15 protein-coding genes are annotated in these 20,550 nt (G+C 48.7%); 10 read left to right on the plus strand and 5 right to left on the minus strand.

Annotated features, from left to right (window positions below):
- Nucleotides 1–38 precede the first annotated feature (38 nt).
- Both C7B65_RS02020 and C7B65_RS02025 read right to left on the minus strand, forming a co-directional pair.
- Nucleotides 39–1,409 carry a CHAT domain-containing protein gene (locus tag C7B65_RS02020; RefSeq protein ID WP_073069221.1) on the minus strand — a complete coding sequence of 457 codons (1,371 nt, stop codon included), beginning with the start codon at nt 1,407–1,409 and terminating at the stop codon, nt 39–41.
- A 158-nt stretch (nt 1,410–1,567) separates the two neighbouring features.
- Entirely contained in the window at nt 1,568–6,229 is a 4,662-nt protein-coding gene (locus tag C7B65_RS02025; RefSeq protein ID WP_083582621.1) for a glutamate synthase-related protein, read from the minus strand.
- 573 nt (nt 6,230–6,802) lie between these two features.
- Here C7B65_RS02025 and C7B65_RS02030 point away from each other — a divergent pair.
- The 9 genes from C7B65_RS02030 to C7B65_RS02070 all read left to right on the plus strand — a co-directional run bounded on the left by C7B65_RS02030 (nt 6,803) and on the right by C7B65_RS02070 (nt 15,710).
- Complete coding sequence (locus C7B65_RS02030; RefSeq protein WP_106253885.1) at nt 6,803–8,656, plus strand: phosphodiester glycosidase family protein; 1,854 nt, start codon at nt 6,803–6,805, stop codon at nt 8,654–8,656.
- Between the two features lie 246 nt (nt 8,657–8,902).
- Nucleotides 8,903–9,325, plus strand: a complete 423-nt coding sequence (locus C7B65_RS02035) for a phosphomannose isomerase type II C-terminal cupin domain (RefSeq protein WP_073069222.1) — start codon at nt 8,903–8,905, stop codon at nt 9,323–9,325.
- 153 nt (nt 9,326–9,478) lie between these two features.
- Nucleotides 9,479–9,820, plus strand: coding sequence for a HesB/IscA family protein (locus tag C7B65_RS02040; protein WP_073069223.1), 342 nt, complete (start codon nt 9,479–9,481; stop codon nt 9,818–9,820).
- Between the two features lie 139 nt (nt 9,821–9,959).
- Entirely contained in the window at nt 9,960–10,340 is a 381-nt protein-coding gene (gene rpsL / locus C7B65_RS02045) for a 30S ribosomal protein S12 (protein WP_073069224.1), read from the plus strand.
- 244 nt (nt 10,341–10,584) lie between these two features.
- Nucleotides 10,585–11,055 carry a 30S ribosomal protein S7 gene (gene rpsG / locus C7B65_RS02050; RefSeq protein ID WP_073069225.1) on the plus strand — a complete coding sequence of 157 codons (471 nt, stop codon included), beginning with the start codon at nt 10,585–10,587 and terminating at the stop codon, nt 11,053–11,055.
- A 72-nt stretch (nt 11,056–11,127) separates the two neighbouring features.
- A complete protein-coding gene (gene fusA / locus C7B65_RS02055) occupies nt 11,128–13,218 on the plus strand; it encodes an elongation factor G (protein WP_073069226.1) in 2,091 nt (696 codons plus the stop codon).
- Nucleotides 13,219–13,240: 22 nt separating this feature from the next.
- Nucleotides 13,241–14,470, plus strand: a complete 1,230-nt coding sequence (tuf, locus tag C7B65_RS02060; protein WP_073069227.1) for an elongation factor Tu — start codon at nt 13,241–13,243, stop codon at nt 14,468–14,470.
- A gap of 108 nt (nt 14,471–14,578) precedes the next feature.
- The gene (gene rpsJ / locus C7B65_RS02065; protein WP_073069228.1) at nt 14,579–14,896 is read left to right on the plus strand and encodes a 30S ribosomal protein S10; all 318 of its coding nucleotides are present in this window, start codon (nt 14,579–14,581) and stop codon (nt 14,894–14,896) included.
- A 163-nt stretch (nt 14,897–15,059) separates the two neighbouring features.
- Nucleotides 15,060–15,710 carry an LON peptidase substrate-binding domain-containing protein gene (locus C7B65_RS02070; RefSeq protein ID WP_073069229.1) on the plus strand — a complete coding sequence of 217 codons (651 nt, stop codon included), beginning with the start codon at nt 15,060–15,062 and terminating at the stop codon, nt 15,708–15,710.
- A gap of 14 nt (nt 15,711–15,724) precedes the next feature.
- Here C7B65_RS02070 and pheA read toward each other — a convergent pair whose 3' ends face one another.
- Nucleotides 15,725–16,564, minus strand: a complete 840-nt coding sequence (gene pheA / locus C7B65_RS02075) for a prephenate dehydratase (protein WP_073069230.1) — start codon at nt 16,562–16,564, stop codon at nt 15,725–15,727.
- 121 nt (nt 16,565–16,685) lie between these two features.
- Between pheA and C7B65_RS02080 the strand changes: the two genes are divergently transcribed.
- Entirely contained in the window at nt 16,686–17,273 is a 588-nt protein-coding gene (locus C7B65_RS02080; protein ID WP_073069231.1) for a DUF1997 domain-containing protein, read from the plus strand.
- A gap of 5 nt (nt 17,274–17,278) precedes the next feature.
- Here the strand turns inward: C7B65_RS02080 and C7B65_RS02085 are convergent, their stop codons facing one another.
- The gene (locus C7B65_RS02085; RefSeq protein WP_073069232.1) at nt 17,279–17,905 is read right to left on the minus strand and encodes a ribonuclease HII; all 627 of its coding nucleotides are present in this window, start codon (nt 17,903–17,905) and stop codon (nt 17,279–17,281) included.
- 131 nt (nt 17,906–18,036) lie between these two features.
- Nucleotides 18,037–20,181, minus strand: coding sequence for a ribonuclease E (gene rne, locus C7B65_RS02090; protein ID WP_073069233.1), 2,145 nt, complete (start codon nt 20,179–20,181; stop codon nt 18,037–18,039).
- Nucleotides 20,182–20,550 lie beyond the last annotated feature (369 nt).

The raw sequence follows: 20,550 nt of genomic DNA on the forward strand, positions 1-20,550 counted from the left end.
TAGCCTCTCCCAAAATCCTTTGCTTTTCTCTTATAGGTTTAACTAGGCGGTGCTTTCTGTGAATCAACATGCACTTTACTGCGTGACTGCTTTAACAACCAAACCATTGCAATTCCCGTTGTAGCCCCGAATATAGTTACACCTACAGTAAAACCTATGATTCCTAAAATTATTGTCAAAGTAATTCTATCTGACTCCGAACTTATATTAGGTGCTATGACTAGGATCGCAGAGAATATAGCTACGCTTAAAGCCACGCCTATAGTTCCACCTACAGTAGTTGCGAAAATCCACCATCGAGCATCAGCAAACCGCTCTTTTAGGAAAAACCATTGCGCTAGTCCTAGTAAAGCAAACGTAAATGGAGTTCCAAATATAACAGCTAAAATGCTACCCATCGAATAATCAGTAGCATTTGAAAATATCAGCGCGGCTAAAATCCTACCTAAAGCCCAACCAACTCCAGTTGCGAAAACCCATCTATTTGGTCTGGTAATTAATTTTCTCAGTACAAGCCATTGCGCCAAACCAACCAGAATTCCTCCTAAAAAACTTGCAAAAGCTCCTAAAGCTACTCCTAAAGTAGTTGAGAGAACCCATCGTCGCCAGAAAGAAGTACGTGTTGTGGGAATCAATACTGCAATTCTTCTTATCAATACTGGGAGCCATGTATGCCAGTTTACAGAAGTAGGCTCAAGAGAATGACGCGCCATTTCTCCTTCAAACGGAGTGTTATATAGTTGAGCATCATTCTCCGGAGGAGAAGTTTTCCGCTCCGGAAGGAGTACAGGTGATTGAGCCTGTAATTCTCCTAAATTCAAGCTGATAGATTCATCTTTATTTTTTACAAAAAGAACTGGGGTTAAGTGTTCTGGAATTCCCTCCAGTTGAATAGCATTACGACCTAATTCATAAGCAAATTCAATTGATTCTCCAGCACCTAGAGCAGTGTAAAAGCCGACAGCAAATTCGATCGCCGCCCGATCGCCGATCGCCTGATTCATCCCAATCACATAATCAATATGTTGAGCGATCGCCTTGGCTTGAAACTCTGAGTAACAGGCGTTCAAAACAACACATTCCACACGACTGGAGAAAAGTTTGAATAGACTGGCTAATGCGTCTGAATTAACCAGTTTAAGTTGTCCTGTCCCATCTTCAAACGCTAAACCATCTTTCCCCGTCCCATGACCTGTGAAATGTACAATCTGTGGCTTAAAGTCCAGCATTGCTTGCTGAATATCTCTAGTTCGGGTTGCTCCAGTTGAGTTGATGGGTACTTTGCCATATCCCACTAAACGCAGCCGTTCCTTAATTTCCCGTTCCTCTTCTTGTAAGCGCAAACTTACTGTCCCTTTGGGATTGGCAGCTAACAGCAAGATTGACTTCAAGGCAGCACTGTCATTCATGAAAATTAGCAGGACAGCTCAACTTCATTCAATTGTATTTCAGAAAAGGGAATGGGCTACTGTGCCATTGTGTTTGGAAATATGCTTTTAGCGGTTTAAATCAAAAAAGCCGTCAGCGATCGCTAACGGCTCGAACTAACAGCTTTCCAATTTTGAGATTATTGCACCGAGCTTAATTCCTTCACTTCAGCATCAGGATTGGCTTCGGGCGTGTCCTTCTCAGACGGTGGCACTACCTGCCAAAACTTAGGTAGATAATCTGACCAGTTTGCCAAAATTACCTTGGCTTTTGGGCTGTGGGTACGATCGGCGTGTGCTTCAATCAACTCTCTCAATTGTTGCTCACCCGCAGGCGCGCTCACTCGTTGGACTTTCACAATCTCTGAGTTGACCTTCGATTGGAAGCTGCCGTCTTCGTCTAAGAAGTAAGCTAAACCGCCCGTCATGCCTGCACCAACGTTGCGACCCGTTCGACCCAAAACGACGATCGTGCCGCCTGTCATATATTCGCAGCAGTGATCACCGACCCCTTCAACCACGGCTTGCGCTTGAGAATTGCGAACTGCAAATCGTTCACCCGCTTGCCCGTTGGCAAATAAGCTGCCACCCGTCGCACCATAGAGGCAAGTGTTACCAATAATCACACTCTGAGCAGGATCGTAAGTGATGTCCGCACTAGGCTGAATGGCAATTTCGCCGCCGTGCATCCCTTTGCCTACATAGTCATTGGCTTCACCCACTAAGTTAAGGGTCATGCCAGGAAGGTTGAACGCTCCAAAGCTTTGACCCACACTGCCTTCGAAGTTAAGTGTGATTTGACCACTAAAGCCTGTGTTGCCATAGCGCTTGGCGATCGCCCCTGCCAACCGAGCGCCCACTGTACGATCGGTGTTGACGACTTTTAGAGTTTTGTCTGCATGAGTCTGGTTTTGAATTGCAGACTGAATATCAGCATCACTGAGCAACTCATCATCTAGCACAACGCCATTGCTGTGAACGGGTTCATGCTTCAGCCAGTCCCGATTTTCACGCGTATCAGGGAGCCGAACTAAACAATCTAAGTTAAGACTCTTGGTTTTAGTTAACTGCACCGACTCGCGCAGCTTCAGCAAGTCTGAGCGACCAATGATGTCATTGAGAGTGCGGTAGCCCAGGCGAGCTAACAGCGATCGCACTTCTTCAGCAATAAAATAGAAGAAATTAACGACGTGTTCTGGGGTGCCAGGAAAGCGTTTCCGTAGTTCTTCTTTCTGACTCGCCACGCCCACTGGACAGTTGTTGGTGTGACAAATTCGCGCCATAATGCAGCCTTCTGCGATCATCGCGATCGAGCCAAAGCCATATTCCTCGCCGCCCATCAGTGCCGCCATGATGATGTCCCACCCAGTTTTGATGCCCCCATCGACGCGCAGTAGGACGCGATCGCGCAGTTGGTTTTCCATTAGCACACGATGCACTTCGGTTAAGCCGAGTTCCCACGGGCTGCCTGCGTGTTTGATCGAACTGAGAGGAGACGCACCCGTGCCGCCATCGTGACCCGAAATTTGAATAATATCGGCGTTGGCTTTGGCGACCCCAGCGGCGATCGTACCGATTCCCACTTCTGCTACCAGTTTCACTGAGACTTGGGCAACTGGATTAATTTGGTGCAAATCAAAAATTAGCTGGGACAGATCTTCGATCGAGTAAATGTCATGGTGCGGCGGCGGCGAAATCAGGGTGACTCCGGGCTTCGATCGGCGCAGCATCGCGATATAAGGGCTAACTTTTGGCCCCGGTAACTGTCCGCCTTCACCCGGCTTGGCACCTTGCGCGATTTTGATTTCGAGCTGTTTTGCGCTCATCAAATATTCGGGTGTCACGCCAAATCGCCCAGAGGCTACCTGTTTAATCGCAGAACTAGCCGTGTCTCCTTTTTGCAATCCTTTCAAGTGAGGCAGCAGCGGAGAAAGTCCGGTTTCGTCCACATCCTTGAGAATGTTGAATCGAACCGGATCTTCGCCCCCTTCACCAGAGTTGGATTTGCCGCCGATGCGATTCATGGCGATCGCTAACACTTCATGCGCTTCTCGTGAGAGCGCACCCAGCGACATTCCACCCGTGCAAAATCGCTTGACAATTTCGGTCACAGGCTCGACTTCTGCAAGCGGCACTGAAGGACGATCGCTCTTGAAGTCGAGCAAATCTCGTAGCGCAGTCAAAGGACGATTTTGCAGGTGTTTTTGATAAAGCTCATAGTGGTCGAAGCTTTTTGTTGCCACTGCCTTGTGCAGATGCTTCGCCAATTCTGGGCTATTCATGTGATATTCACCGCCCGGACGGTATTGCACAAACCCAAAGTTTTCGAGCTTTTTGCCCACCAGTTCAGGAAAAGCGCGGCAGTGGAAAGATAGAACTTCTTGGGCAAGATCGTTAACGGTTAAGCCGCCTAGCCGAGAAGCCGTTCCATAAAAGCCCAGATTGAGCAAGTCAGCGCCGATGCCGATCGCTTCAAAAATCTGTGCGCCTTGATAGCTCGACAGCAGCGAAATTCCCATCTTTGAGAGAATCTTCAGCAACCCGTCTTCTACGGCTTTACGGAAATTGGTTTGAACTGCCGCCAGACTTGCCGATTTGATCTTGCCTCGCTCCATCAGGCTCTTGGTTCTAGAATCGCCCCACCACTGACGAACGGTTTCTAAGGCCAGATAAGGGCAGACAGCACTCGCGCCATAGCCAATCAAGCAAGCAAAATGATGAGTACTCCACGCTTGAGCGGTGTCAACGACCAAAGAAGCCTTCATCCGCAATCCCTGTCGGATCAGGTGATGGTGAACGGCTCCTACAGCAAGTAAAGGCGGAATGTAGCTGTGATCGGCGCTGAGATTGCTGAAGTTGCCTGTTGAGTCGAGGCGATCGCTCAAAATCAAAATCTTCTTCCCAGCCCTAACTGCCTCAGTCGCTTTTTGACAAAGCTCAGTCACGGCGCGTCTGAGTCCTTCGGGTCCGGTGGCGATCGCAAACAGCGTCGATAACTTAGCCGCTTCAAAGCCAGAATTCTGAACTTGCTCTAAGTCTCCCTCATCTAAAATTGGAGATTCTAATTTGAGCATTTTTGCATACTCAGGCTTTGCCTCTAGGAGATTTCCTCGCTCTCCAAGCTGTATCGTCAGCGACATCACCAGCTTTTCGCGCAACGGGTCGATCGCTGGATTAGTGACCTGAGCAAATCGCTGCTTAAAGTAGTCATAAAGCATATGAGGCTTCTCTGACAGCACCGCTAGAGGAATGTCATCGCCCATGCAAAATGTTGGCTCCTTGCCCTGAGCCGCCATCTCCTGAATGATCATCTCCACATCTTCAGAGGTGTAGCCAAAAGCAGTCTGATAGCCAAGCAGTGCCTGAGCAGTCATCACAGACGCTTCAACAGCAGGTTGGGTTTGCAGATCGCGACGATTTTTCTGCAACCACTCGCCATAAGGGTGAGCCGACGCGACGCGCTGCTTTAGCTCCCAGTTTTTCAAGACTTCATGGGTTTCCAAGTCAAAGGCGATCATCTGTCCAGGCCCCAGACGACCTTTTTCAAGCACTTCAGACTCAGGGATATCTACCACCCCTGCTTCTGATGCCACCATAACGTAACCATCGCGAGTGACGGTATAACGGGCGGGACGTAAACCATTGCGATCGAGCGTTGCTCCCACGCGCTTGCCATCACTAAAAACTAGCAAAGCCGGCCCATCCCAAGGCTCTTGAATGCCACTGTAATACTCATAAAAATCCACGATCTCTGGGTGGTCAATCAGATCGGGCTGATTCTTATAAGCTTCTGGCACCATGATCATCAGCGCTTCCATGGGGCTGCGTCCAGAACGCACGAGCAACTCCATGACATTATCTAAATTCGCTGAGTCGCTGTTGTCAGAGTTCACACTGGGCTTTAGCTCAGAGATACGATCGCCCCAGTTGGAATGAGCAATATCAGCCTCTCGCGCTCTCATCCAGTTAACGTTGCCCAGCAGAGTATTAATTTCACCGTTATGACCTAACAGCCGCATCGGTTGGGCAAGCGGCCATTTTGGTAGCGTGTTGGTGCTGAAGCGGCGGTGATAAACTGCAAACCCACTTTGATAGGCAGTGTTTTGCAGATCTTCGTAAAAGCTGCCTAAAATCGCCGATCGCACCATGCCTTTATAAACGATCGTGCGATTTGAGAACGAACATACATAAAATTCTGCTAGCGCTAGGTCGCCATTCTCAGCCAGCGCTCTCAAGACTCGCTTGCGAACCAGATAAAGCCGCCGCTCTAAATCTTCATCTTGAAGCTGCTCAGACTGGACTAGAATCTGTTCAATTTGAGGCTGGTTCTCTCGTGCTTGAACTCCCAACGAGTCAGGTTTGACGGGAACCACGCGCCAACCTAAAACGGTCAGCCCTTCTTCAACTAAAACCTGTTCTAGAATCTGTCGCGCTGTAGTGGCGGCATCCTCATCTTGGGGCAGAAAAATCATTCCTACTCCAACGTGTGCCATTTGTAGAGGTGGAAGTCCGATCGAGTCTGCCCACTCGTCAAAAATCTCCCACGGGATCGCCGTCATCAAACCTGCTCCATCCCCAGAGTCTTGGTCAGCGCTACAGCCTCCCCGATGTTCTAGACAAGTCAGTGCAGATAGCGCTTTCTCTACCAAATCATGGCTCTTCCGACCCTGTTGATCTGCAATAAACCCGACTCCACACGCATCCCGTTCTTCGATGAGCCAAGGCTGACCTGCATACCCAGCATCCCCTTGAGGAGACTGATTGTCTAAATTTTCACTGACTTTAATCATGGGATAGCTCATTTCGTTCACTGTCAACGAGAAAATGGTTCTGAAAAAAGGACTGCAATGGGTCGGGCTGCCTCTACCCGCTTTTGACGCTGATTGCCGATCGATACATCTAACTAGAAACTTTATGAAGAAAATGTGAACATAACTGACATAGATCACACAATCGAGTAAAAATTCTTGCTAGTCAAGCCTGCTGACCAACAAACTCAGGCAGAAATTCTAGATAAGATCAGTCTTCTCTCAGAAAGAATGCGTAGACCAATACTTTTAAAAACCTGATTGAAAGAGCCAAATTCTGCTTTCACAAAGTGACGAATTAGAGAGGAGGAGTAAAGATATTATAAAAAATCTGCTTCTCTGACAATCCCTACATCCCCCAGATTGCAAACATTCTCTATCTCTGCAAAGCGTTGATAGCTCTATGCTACTAAGATTTAGCTGAAATTAGGGGCGTTTAGAAATAGCAGAAGTCAGAAAGTCATTGTTTCCTGATACATCCGAAAATATGAGTAGAATTACGCTGCGAACATTTTTTGCCTTTGCTCAGTCATTTTCAGAAACCTGTCTGAAGTTATTAAAAAACCTGTGGTTAAGACTCAAACTTGCAGCCGATCTCGATCGCCAGCACTGCCTCTCTTAGGCTGGACTCTCCTCATAAAAATCCTCTCTATCCCAGTGACTTCGATCGTGGGATTCGTGATTCCAGCGATCGCTACTCCTTTCCCTGAACCGCCTTCTACGCTGTCACGACCTAGTTTAGTTCCTACCGTTGCCCAAGCTTTGCCGATTCAACAGGTCAGTCAAATCTCTCTAAACGGGCGAGTATTTACACTCCCTTGGAGCCAATGGCAAGGCGCAGGAGCAACCCGCATCGGTTTGAGTGATGCCGCTCTCGTGCAATTGTTTGGAGCGCAATTACTCAACACGTCCACTGCGACGAACCAACCGATCGACTGGTTTGCTACCCCGACTCCTCCACTTCCAACTCGTCTAGTGGCTCCTTTTCGCTATCTTGACATCACCAATCTCGCTCAACAATCAGGCTGGCAACTTAAGTCTCAAGGAAACACGCTGCAAATTTCTACCCCATCTGCAAAAGTGCTGGGAATTCGCCAAGGACAGCAGCCGAATGGAGAACGGCTTGTAATTGACCTCGATCATCCAGCTCCCTATCAAATCGATCCTCAAAGTCAAGAACTGGTCATCACCCTGGATGCTCAATCTGATCCGGCGTTGATCCAAAGCTTTAAAGCCAAACCGGGAAAACAAATTAAGTCAATTAAGTTAGAGGCAACCAGCGATCGCACGACCATTCGAGTCGGCATTCCGATCGAGTTGCGTTCACAAATTTCAACGCTATCTAGCCCCAATCGGATCGTTCTCGATGTTCGTCCTGATTATTTAGTCGATCGTGACATTTTATGGGCACCAGGGCTACGCTGGCGGCAACGATATCTGACTTCAGGAACGGCTCAATTTCCGGTGGTTTGGTTAGAGGCAAATTCTCGTCAGCCTGGGCTGCGGCTTCGACCTATTCTCCCCAATCCGACCACCGTTCCTGGAATTGCTCCCTTGAACCAAACGGCTCGACAAGCTCAAGCCAGCGCTGCGATCAATGGCGGATTTTTTAATCGCAATAATCAACTGCCGCTGGGTGCGATTCGTCGAAGCGGTGAGTGGTTATCTAGTCCGATTTTAAACCGAGGCGTGTTTGCCTGGAACGATCGGGGAGAAGCCAGAGTCGATCGCTTAACGCTTCAAGAAACGATCACCACCTCTAACGGACAGCGCCTTCCTCTCACGTCATTGAATAGTGGTTACTCTCAGGCGGGTGTGGCTCGTTATAGCGCCGCTTGGGGAGCAACCTATGCCGCTCTCTCACAGGCTGAAATAGTGCTTACTGTGCAAAACAATCGGGTGACAGAGCAGCGAACTGGAGGGGCACTTGGAAGTCTCTTTTCAATTCCTGCGGACGGTTATTTATTGGTGATTCGTTCTAATTCTGCGATCGCGGCTTCTTTGCCGATTGGCACTTCGCTTCAGATTGACAGCGCTACGGTTCCTGCTGATCTTAATCTTTACCCGAATATTACTGGGGCGGGGCCGCTCTTGATTCAAAACGGTCGCATTGTTTTAGATGCAAAAGCAGAACAGTTTAGTGATGCCTTTATTCGAGAAATGGCGGCTCGTAGCGCGATCGGGCAAACGACAAACGGCACCCTCTTGCTGGTGACGGTTCATAACCGAATTGGCGGCAGGGGGGCAACCTTGTCAGAAATGGCTCAAATCATGAATCAGTTAGGAGCCGTTAATGCTCTGAACTTAGATGGCGGCAGTTCAACCACCCTTTATTTAGGAGGACAAATTCTCGATCGTCCCCCGCGCAGTTCTGCTCGCGTTCAGAACGGCATCGGCATTTTTCTTCAGCCGATTCCCTAATCGTGAATCAATGATGCAAAAGACTGCTCAAAACCAAGTCGGCTTCAAGCTTAGGGTGGTTCGCATGAAGAGTTAGTAAAATTCCTCTAAATCGTTCCCTTCTAGGTGGTGTCAATCAAAACTCTTTGTTAGCCTTGTCGGTTGTTGCAGGTTGCAAATAGGCAACTGGGCATAGTGAAGCCTTTGAATTTCTCAAAGCATAAGCTGTCAAATACTTAAACTTAGTGTGATAAAGGAGATAAAACGGTGGCTCAACTTCAAGAAATGACTCAAACCCCTACATTAGCTCTATCGACATCACCGCTCAGAGGAGCCGCAGCAACCGAACTTCGTCCTTGGGGTTCATTCACCACGCTTGAAGAAGGACGGGGCTATAAAATTAAGCGAATTGAAGTGAAACCCGGACACCGCCTCAGCCTTCAAATGCACCACCACCGCAGTGAGCATTGGATCGTGGTTTCAGGGACTGCTAGAGTCACCTGTGGCGAAGAAGAACTTGTACTCAGCAGCAATCAATCAACCTACGTTCCTCAATGTACGGCTCATCGCTTAGAAAATCCTGGTGTGATTTCTCTCGTGCTGATCGAAGTTCAAAACGGTGAGTATTTGGGCGAAGACGACATCATTCGCTTCCAAGATGATTACGCTCGTGCTGGTTCTAACAAATAATTAGCCAGTCCATAAGTTCAACATCAAGATTAACGAGGCAGTCAATTTTTTGGCTGTCTCATATTTTTTAAAGTCCTTAATCTAAATGCTACGAGTCTGGCTTTGCGCGATACGATTGCCATTACATCTTGTTTGCGCTGAACGCTCGATCGTATGATTCATCTAAGCCATTCTGCTGTTGAAGAAATTCTTCGCCTCAAGCTCAGGCAGCGAAACTCACAAGTCTTTTTCCGTCTGAGCATCCAACCCGTGGGCTGTTTTGGACGATCTTATTTGACCAAATTTGATCAAGTCTTGCAGCCAGAAGACCAAATTTATGACTGTAATGGCATTCAAGTCGCGATCGACCCCGATAGTCTGACTCATCTGCAAGGTTTGACGTTAGACTATTCAGAGGATCTAATGGGAGGAAGCTTTCGCTTTCATAATCCCAATGCCGTCAAAAGCTGTGACTGCGGGAATTCATTCTCGATCGCAGAGGCATCACCGGAATAGTTCCATTAGATGCTTGAATATCTCTGTATACTTTGCCCCCTGGCGATTATAGAAAATTGTTTGACAGGGGCACTCGTAAATTGATATGCTCAATATTTGTTGAAAGTTGGAACAGTCAAAAGACTGAACATGCTATAAAATGCCCACAATCCAGCAACTCATTCGTGACGAGCGCTACAAAGCGCAAAAGAAGACTAAATCTCCAGCTCTCAAGAGTTGCCCGCAGCGTCGTGGTGTCTGTACGAGAGTCTACACAACGACTCCTAAAAAGCCCAACTCTGCCCTGCGTAAAGTTGCACGGGTTCGCTTGACTTCCGGTTTTGAGGTTACGGCTTACATTCCCGGCATCGGTCATAATCTCCAAGAACACTCTGTCGTAATGATTCGTGGCGGTCGGGTAAAAGATCTTCCCGGAGTTCGCTACCATATCATTCGTGGAACTCTTGACACCGCAGGTGTTAAAGACCGCAAGCAAGCACGCTCTAAGTACGGTGCAAAGCGTCCTAAGAAAGCTTCATAAGACCCGTATAGATGATCAAGCATTTGCTTGAGGCTCTTACAGTCATCTGATTTCATTCGTCGTCAGCTTATATCTAGCTAACCCTGGTTTGTTAGTAGTCATCTCATAGAGAACAGCTTTGAAGAGAGTTCTTTTACATAACTTTCTCAAGGTTGTTTGTGCGCTCTGGCTTCTACCTGTCCTCTGTCACCCTGAAAAGGTTGCAACCAAAGTAAATCCTTGATTTTTTTCTAGAAGGCTCACTATGTCTCGTCGCGTTGTCGTCAAAAAGCGTCCAGTTCCCCCCGATCCCGTTCATAACTCTCGCCTCGTCAGCATGATGATGCGTAGAATCATGAGAAGCGGCAAAAAGTCTTTGGCTTCTCGCATTATTTATGATGCCTTTGAAACCATTAAAGAACGGACGGGGACTGAACCCCTCGAAGTTTTTGAGCGGGCAGTTCGGAACGCAACGCCTTTGGTAGAAGTCAAAGCGCGTCGGGTCGGTGGTGCCACCTACCAAGTGCCGATGGAAGTGCGTCCTGATCGTGGAATCGCGCTGGCTCTGCGCTGGCTCATTCAATTCTCGCGTCAACGTCCTGGTCGAACGATGTCTGCTAGGCTGGCCAACGAGTTGATGGATGCCGCCAACGAAACGGGAAGTGCAATCCGCAAACGTGAGGAAACTCACCGGATGGCAGAGGCAAACAAAGCGTTTGCACACTATCGCTATTAAAAAGCCTAAAATCTCAATAGAGGCAGTCGTGCTTCTTAACTCACTCATGCGGCAGAGAACAAGGAGGTAGCTGTGGCTCGTACAACCCCGCTCGAACGAGTGCGCAATATTGGAATTGCAGCCCATATTGATGCGGGCAAAACAACGACAACCGAGCGGATTTTGTTCTACTCAGGGGTCGTTCACAAGATCGGCGAAGTTCACGAAGGAACCGCAACGACTGACTGGATGGAGCAAGAGCGTGAGCGCGGTATTACGATCACTGCCGCCGCTATCAGCACCAGTTGGAAAGATCACCAGATCAACATTATTGACACGCCTGGTCACGTAGACTTTACGATCGAGGTCGAACGCTCAATGCGAGTGTTGGATGGTGTGATCGCGGTGTTTTGCTCAGTGGGTGGTGTTCAACCTCAGTCTGAAACCGTTTGGAAGCAGGCAAATCGCTACAACGTTCCTCGAATCGTCTTCGTCAACAAGATGGATCGGACGGGCGCGAATTTTTATAAGGTGTATGAGCAGGTTCGCGATCGGCTCCGCGCAAATGCCGTTCCGATTCAGATTCCGATCGGGGCTGAAGATAAGCTCAGAGGCATTGTAGACCTGGTGAAGATGCGTGCCTACATCTATAACAACGATGCGGGTACAGACATCGAAGAAACTGATATTCCTGACGACGTTAAGGATCTAGCAGACGAGTATCGCACCAAGCTGATCGAATCGGTGGCAGAAACCAGCGACGCTCTAATGGAGAAATACTTTGCTGGCGAGGAGCTAACTGAAGAAGAAATCAGAAAAGCGATTCGCAAAGGTACGATCGAAGGAGTCAACGGCGAATTCTTCGTGCCCATGCTCTGCGGTTCTGCCTTCAAAAACAAAGGCGTTCAGCTCATGTTGGATGCAGTAATCGACTATCTTCCATCCCCGCTTGACGTTCCTCCTGTTCAAGGGCTGCTTGCAGACGGCACCACCGTTGAGCGAAGGGCGGATGATAACTCGCCGATGTCTGCTTTGGCATTCAAAGTGATGTCTGACAAGTTTGTGGGCCGCTTGACCTTCGTTCGCGTCTATTCTGGCGTGCTTAAGAAGGGAAGCTACGTGATGAACTCCTCTAAAGGCAAGAAAGAACGGGTTTCTCGTTTAATCATCTTGAAAGCGGACGATCGCATTGACGTAGACGAACTTCGTGCAGGTGACTTGGGTGCTATTCCGGGTCTGTCTGATACATTGACCGGAGATACGCTTTGTGACGAGAACGCACAGGTGATTCTGGAGACGTTGTTTATTCCAGAACCAGTGATCTCGGTGGCGGTTGAGCCGAAAACCAAACAGGACATGGAAAAGCTCTCCAAAGCGCTGAAAGCTCTGTCTGAGGAAGATCCAACTTTCCGAGTCAACATTGACCAAGAAACCAATCAGACGATTATCGCTGGAATGGGTGAACTCCACCTAGAGATTCTGGTCGATCGCATGATGCGTGAGTTTAAGGTCGAAGCAAACGTAGGTGCGCCGCAAGTGGCTTACCGTGAAACCATTCGCAAGGCGGTCAAAGCCGAAGGAAGATTCGTTCGTCAGAGTGGTGGTAAGGGTCAGTATGGTCATGTCGTGATCACGGTAGAACCCGGCGAACCGGGAACTGGGTTTGAGTTCGTCTCGAAGATTGTGGGTGGCACTGTTCCTAAAGAATATGTCGGGCCTGCTGAACAAGGGATGAAGGAAGCCTGTGAGTCTGGTATCCTTGCTGGCTACCCCCTGATTGACGTAAGAGCGACCCTCATTGATGGGTCTTACCACGAGGTTGACTCTAATGAGATGGCATTTAAGATTGCAGGCTCAATGGCAATCAAAGATGGAGTCATGAAAGCTTCGCCCGTCCTTCTAGAGCCAGTCATGAAGGTCGAAGTCGAAGTACCTGAAGATTTTCTCGGCCCCGTGATGGGCAATTTGATTTCTCGCAGGGGTCAGATTGAATCTCAAGGGGTTGAACGAGGAATTGCGAAGGTTGCAACCAAAGTCCCCTTGGCTGAGATGTTCGGTTATGCCACCGATATTCGGTCTATGACTCAGGGACGAGGTACGTTTACAATGGAGTTTAGCCATTATGAAGAAGTGCCTCGTAACGTGGCTGAAACCATCATCGCAAAGAACAAAGGGAACGCATAATCAGAAAGAGGAACAATAACACATGGCACGCGCAAAGTTTGAACGGACAAAGCCTCACGTCAACATTGGCACAGTTGGTCACGTTGACCACGGCAAAACTACGTTGACGGCTGCAATTACAATGACTCTATCGGCACTGGGTCAAGCAACCGGCAGAAAGTACGACGAGATCGACGCTGCTCCTGAAGAAAAGGCGAGAGGGATTACGATTAACACCGCTCACGTCGAATACGAGACGGCTGAACGTCACTACGCTCACGTAGACTGTCCGGGTCACGCTGACTATGTGAAAAACATGATCACGGGTGCAGCTCAGATGGACGGTGGTATTCTCGTCGTGTCTGCTGCTGATGGCCCGATGCCCCAAACTCGTGAGCACATCTTGTTAGCAAAACAAGTAGGCGTTCCTCATCTCGTGGTTTTCTTAAATAAGAAAGACATGGTAGATGACGAAGAACTCCTAGAACTCGTTGAGCTAGAGGTGCGTGAGCTTCTCAGTTCCTACGATTTCCCAGGCGATGACGTTCCGATCGTGACAGGTTCTGCCCTGCAAGCGTTGGAATTCATGGCTGCAAACCCTAAGGCAAAGCGGGGCGACAACGAGTGGGTCGATGGGATCTACAAGCTCATGGACGAGGTTGATGCTTACATCCCAACTCCCGCGCGGGAAGTGGACAAGCCATTCTTGATGGCAGTGGAGGACGTGTTCTCTATTACTGGTCGTGGCACCGTCGCAACTGGACGGATTGAGCGCGGTACCGTCAAGGTGCAAGATGAAGTCGAGTTAGTCGGCATCAGGAACACCCAGAAGACTACTGTGACCGGGATTGAGATGTTCAAGAAGAGTCTTGAGCAGGGTCTAGCTGGCGACAACGCGGGTATTCTGCTTCGGGGTCTCAAAAAGGAAGATATTGAGCGCGGGATGGTAATCGCCAAGCCCGGTTCGATCACGCCTCACACTCAGTTTGAATCTGAAGTGTACATTCTTAAGAAGGAAGAAGGCGGTCGTCATACGCCTTTCTTCCCTGGCTACCGTCCTCAGTTCTATGTGCGGACAACCGACGTAACTGGCACCATCAGCAACTTTACCTCTGACGATGGAAGTGAGGCTGAGATGGTGATGCCTGGTGATCGCATCAAAATGACCGTTGAACTGATCAACCCAATTGCCATTGAACAGGGAATGCGTTTTGCAATTCGTGAAGGTGGTCGGACGGTAGGTGCAGGGGTCGTCGCGAAGATCCTCAAGTAGTTTTAACGGACTGTAGGCGGCTATCAGCAGTCAGAGCTATCTAGCGAGACTGCTGATAGCTTTAATGTTTGATTTAATCCAGAACCTAGACAATTTAAAGAACTACTCATGGCAACGATTCAGCAGCAAAAAATTCGGATTCGTTTGAAAGCGTTTGATCGCCGTCTTCTAGACACTTCCTGTGAGAAGATCGTAGACACCGCTAACCGCACAAACGCTACAGCAGTCGGCCCTATTCCTCTCCCTACGCGTCGTCGCATCTATTGTTTGTTGCGTTCACCTCACGTTGACAAAGACTCTCGTGAGCATTTTGAGACACGCACTCACCATCGCATCATTGATATCTATCAGCCGTCTTCTAAAACAATCGATGCCTTGATGAAGCTCGATTTACCAGCAGGCGTTGACATTGAAGTGAAACTATAAGCCAACACTGACGTTATCCAAATTGACTAAATGCAGGGATGATCAAGTTGTCTCCCTGCGTTTTACGTATATAAATTTCCCCTGAAACCGTCTCTCTGTATCGATCCCCTAGCTCTAGATGGGCTAGAGTAATAAGAGGAGCAGTCTTTACAGTTGACGAATAATGGCAACCTCATCGATCGCAGTTCGAGAACTTCCCATCTTTCCACTACCTGAGGTGGTTTTATTTCCGGGTAGACCTCTGCCTTTGCACATTTTTGAGTTTCGCTACCGAATGATGATGAACACTGTCCTCGAAAGCGATCGTCGCTTTGGGGTGCTGATGTGGGATCAGGTGCAAGGTAAGCCTGCATTAGTAGGATGTTGTGCAGAGATCGTTCAATTTCATCGGTTGCCTGACGATCGCATGAAGGTTTGGACGTTAGGGCAGCAAAGGTTTAGAGTTTTAGAATATGTCCGCGAAAAACCCTATCGGGTTGGCTTAGTCGAATGGATTGAGGATCATCCACCAGTTCAAGACTTAAGACCCCTCTCTAATAATGTGAGTCAACTATTGCAAGACGTGGTTCGTTTATCTGCGAAGCTAACCGGGCAAGAAATCGAGCTGCCTGAGACGATCCCAGATTTGCCGACTGAGTTGTCTTACTGGGTTGCCAGCAATCTCTATGGAGTGGCAGACGAACAGCAATCACTTTTAGAGATGCAGGACACCGCCGCCCGGCTCGATCGCGAAGCAGAAATCTTAACTTCGACGCGTAATCATTTAGCTGCCCGTACCGTTCTTAAAGACACGCTTGGAGATACTTCTGCCTGAGAGGATGTTGGTAGTCAGATCGACAAAACGTCATAACTTCCGAAGATCTTGAGCGTTTCAGTGTGGTCGGCTAACTCTACTAAAGCTGACTGCATTGAGGCTCCTCTAGCATCAGCTTCTAGATCGATGAAGAAGAGATATTCTCCCAGTGAGCGTTTGGTAGGACGTGACTCAATACGGCTCAAGTTAATCGAGCGCTTTGCAAAGATTTGGAGGGGTGTCACCAACGCTCCGGGTTGGTTTGCTCCAACGCTAAAGGCTAGAGAGGTATAAGCGCCCCCTGGAGAGGGAGTTAAGCTCAATAATAGAAATCGAGTGCAGTTGTCCGGATAGTCATTGATTGGGCAAGCTAGAATCGGCAAGTGGTGCAACTGGGCAGCCTGCTGGGAGGAAATTGCCGCGATCGTCGGATCCCCATCTAAATATTGCAGCGCTTCCGTGGTGGAATTGAGCGCGATCGGCTGGGCTTTTGGCAAAAAATTGTCTAACCATTTCTGACATTGAGCTAGCGCTTGAGGATGAGAATAGACGACGCGAATCGCTTCCCAATCTTCAGCACGAGAGAGCAACGCATGAAAAATCGGCATGACTAACGCGCGCTGAATTCTTAAGGTGTCTAACTGCCAAAGATTATCCAGCGTCATGGTGACACTGCCTTCGATCGAGTTCTCCATCGGCACTACTGCCATCTGCGCTTCTTTAGAAGCAACTGCCTCTAGCGTCTGACCAATACTGGGATAAGGACACAGAATGGCATCTTGTCCTGTCTCCTGCTTTAGCCAATCTAGACACGCGATCGCAGCCGCTTCTGTATAAGTGCCAGGAGGACCCAGGTGCGCGATCGAGATTGCCATCTTACTACTCTTTTTCTAAACAATTTTTTAATATTCCGATAGGGCTACTTCAATTTATGAGAAGCTAGTTAGAATTACTTAACGATTACTTCTCATTCATTAAACCCCTACATTATTATCAATGGATATTCGGTTTGCCGCTTCTCAATCTGTTGAAATTGTTGTTCAAGAACAGCCGATTCCGATCGCTCACTATTTGCGCCAGCCCCAGCGAGTGGTGACTGCCCTTGCCGCTTCTAGTCGAATCGAACTGTTGAATGACGATCAGTTTCGTCTCACGATGCGTCCGTTGAATTTTCTGTCTCTTAGCATTCAACCGACCGTGGATATGAGGGTGTGGGCAGATTCTAACGGAGCGATTAATGTGAAGTCGATCGCGTGTGAAATTCGTGGCGTTGAATATATTAACCAACGCTTTTCTCTCAATCTTGTTGGGCAGCTTTATCCTACTCAAATCGAGCAAACCACCTATCTGAAAGGGAGAGCCGATCTAGAAGTGCAAGTCGAGTTGCCGCCGCCTTTTCTGCTAACTCCCAAGTTTTTGCTAGAGAGAGCCGGGAATGGTTTGCTGCTAAGTGTTTTGAGTACCATCAAACAAAGATTACTTCATCAACTCCTGCTCGACTATCGCAATTGGGCAACCAGTCAATCAGAAACGGAAGTTTCTCAAGGAAGAAATTTATTTCCAGTCAATCATCCCGCATCCTAGTTGAATCATTCCCATTGAAGTAGAGCTTTTTGAATCGGAGCGTAGCTGCGACGATGAAAAGGAGTGATACCAAGCTTTTCGATCGCGTTCAAATGTTCTTTTGTGCCATAGCCAGCATTGCGCTCCCAGCCGTAACCCGGATGCCGCTTCGCCAAACGCTTTAAGAAACGATCGCGGCGCACTTTTGCAATAATCGAGGCGCAGGCGATCGCATAAGAAGACGCATCTCCATCAACGATCGCTGTGTGCGCCCCCAAATCTGCCTTCTTAATTTCACGTCCATCAATCAGGGCATGATCAATTGGCGCAATGCGACGTAACGATCGCTGCATTGCTAGATGAGATGCTCTGAGCACATTAAACTGTTCGATTTCTGCAACGGTGGCAATTCCGACTCCAACCGAGGTCGCCTGGTTGAGAATTTGGGTGAAGAGACGGTCTCGCTGGGCAGCAGATAGAAGTTTAGAATCGCGAACTCCTGCAATCATTGGGCAATGAGCTGGAAGCAACACCGCGGCTGCCACGATCGGGCCACACAAACTTCCAAGTCCTACCTCGTCTACTCCTGCGATTCGTAGTTGCCCCTGCTGCCAGAAGGCTTGCTCAACCTCCAAGCCTGGATTCTTTGCCATAGCGTTGATCAAATTACAGACTTTAGCGTAGGAGCTATAGCAATCCCATCTCAGTTGTAAGAGTGAGACAGGCTTCTAGCCTATACGGGCAGGATGCCCATCCCACAAATCTTTCAGGAGGATTGCTATATCTACTCGCCTGTAGTTGCAGAAGATCGGCGGCGACGACGACGAGTCACTAGGGCCTCTTCTTCCGGTTCGGGTGCAGGCTGTTCATTTAAACTCGGTTCTGAGGGAGCTTCTTCAATGAGGTCAGAAGTCAAAAGAGGTTCATCAACCACTCTAGTAGAAGGCTTTTTCCTGACTTTCAGAGAGACCAATTCAGAATTTTGTGAAGGAGCAGCCTCCACGTCTGGCGCAAAGTCTTCATCCTCGATCGTTGGAGCTTCAGTTGCTACAACGGGTGGTGTAGGAGGAGCTTGCCCTGGTAGGGTTACAAAGATGTTTGCCGATTTCGGATTTTTCAACTCCTGAGTGGTGAGCACGATCGGTGAGATTCCCATCCACGCATAAACGTCTTGCTCGTCTGGAGTCATCTCAACATAGATCGACTCAGGCGGCTCAGCAGTTGGTTTAACCGCCCCGCGTCGAGGCAGGCGACCTCGCTTATCCTCAGAGGGTCTAACCTCTACTGAAGTGAAAACCTCTTCAACAGCAGGGGAAGATGGTGGTTCAGAGATCGGTTCCGATCTCGAAATGACCGGAGCTACCGTGGCAGGCGCGGGAATGTAGCGAGTGGGTTCTTCCCAAGGAACACCCTTTGCACTCACGCCTTCTCTGGTTGTGGGACTGGTTGTGGGACTGTCCACGCGACGGCGGCGACGACGATTTGCGCCGCCTCGCCCTCGCTCTTGATAGCTAGGATGATTGAGTAACTCTAGATCCTGATCGCCATTGTCTCCGTCAGCATCATCCCCTTCCCAAAACAAATCGTTTGTGGCAGGAAGTTCTCGACGAGGTTCTGGAAGGCGACGGCTCTCACGATTTTCTCTGAGAGACACTGCCGATCGTTCCAGGTTTTCCCCTTCGTCATCGTGTGATTCTCCAGGCAAGTGAGCCAAAAGCCCCAATCCACCGCAAGTCGCACAAGGACGACCAAACAGTTCGTAGATATTCTTGCCCTGGCGTTTGCGAGTCAGTTCAACCAGCCCCAGTTCTGAGAGTTGGGAGATTTGCGGTTTAGACTTGTCGGCTCTGAGAGCTTTATTGAAATGTTCGAGCACTTGCAGTTGGTCACGCCGAGCATCCATATCGATGAAGTCTACAATGATCACTCCCGCAATATTTCTGAGACGCAGTTGACGGGCAATTTCGGTTGCTGCCTCACAGTTAGTCCAGAGAACCGTTTCGCGCGCGGTTGCCGATCGGGTAAACGAGCCAGAGTTTACGTCAATGACTGTTAATGCTTCGGTGCGCTCGATAATAATATATCCGCCAGAAGGCAAGTCTACTCTGGGTTTCAGCGCTTCCCGAATCGCAGCATTCACCCGGAAATATTCCAGCATTGGGATACGTTCACGGTGATGATCGATCAGCACTCCTTGAGGAGACTTTCCTCCACCCCAATTAACCAGTTGCTGCTTGACCCGTTTTAGCCCAGTGTGAGAGTCCACCACAATCCGATTGACATCTGAACTATAGACATCTCGAAGCACGCGCTGAATAAAATCATCGTCGCGGTTTAGCAATGCTGGGGCACGAGTAGAGCCAGCTTCTTGAATGATTGACTCCCATTGCCGTTGCAGCGTTTCTAAATCCTCAATAATTGCCTCTTCAGGCATCCCTTCAGCTTCTGTGCGAATCACCAGCCCCATTCCCGCAGGTTTGACTAAAATGGCTAATGCTCTCAAACGGTTCCGCTCATTTTCACTGCGAATGCGCCGAGATAAGTTAACGCCTCGACCGTTAGGCATCAAGACTAGATAGCGTCCCGGCAGCGAAACATTTCCTGTCAGGCGAGGCCCCTTATTGCCAGTGGGTTCCTTCATCACCTGCACGAGAACTTTTTGTTGAGGAGCCAGCAACTCAGTGATTGAACCTGCTGCCCGCTTCAACCGCAAAGGGCCCAGATCGCTCACATGGATGAACCCATTGCGCTCTGAGTCTCCAATGTTAACGAAGGCAGCGTCTATCCCAGGAAGGACATTTTCAACAATTCCTAGGTAAATATCACTAACCTGGTGGCTTCCAGTCGCAACAATAATCTCTTGAATCTGATCTTCCGAAAAAACAGCAGCAATTCTATGCTGTTCAGCGATAACAATCTGCTTGGTCATTCAATTTCCTCAAAGTTGGCAGCGGTGGGGGCATCGAAGTTCTTGCGCCTCTCGCTTTTTTAAATTTTGTGAGCTAAACCTTTAAAGCCACGTATACCTAGAAGCTGCCAATGGTTTGAGGTTTACTAAACCCTTAACCTCAAGCCCGGCGCTTCAGTGTCAGACGAGTCAATACACAAGCTGTAATCTGTCGAGCAGTTCGATCCGTCACTAAACGAATCAAATCTTGCATACAGATTAACGATGAGCGGAAAGTCTAGCAAGAGTTAAGCTGTGACTAGCATCTAATGCAATTCACCCGGCGGCAACCACGGGGAATTGTAGTCCACAACTGCCTCTGATGCAAAGCATTATAGCGTGTAGACATGA

It is taken from the genome of Phormidesmis priestleyi ULC007 (assembly GCF_003003695.1).
In the GTDB taxonomy this organism is placed as follows: Bacteria; Cyanobacteriota; Cyanobacteriia; order Leptolyngbyales; family Leptolyngbyaceae; genus Phormidesmis_A; species Phormidesmis_A priestleyi_A.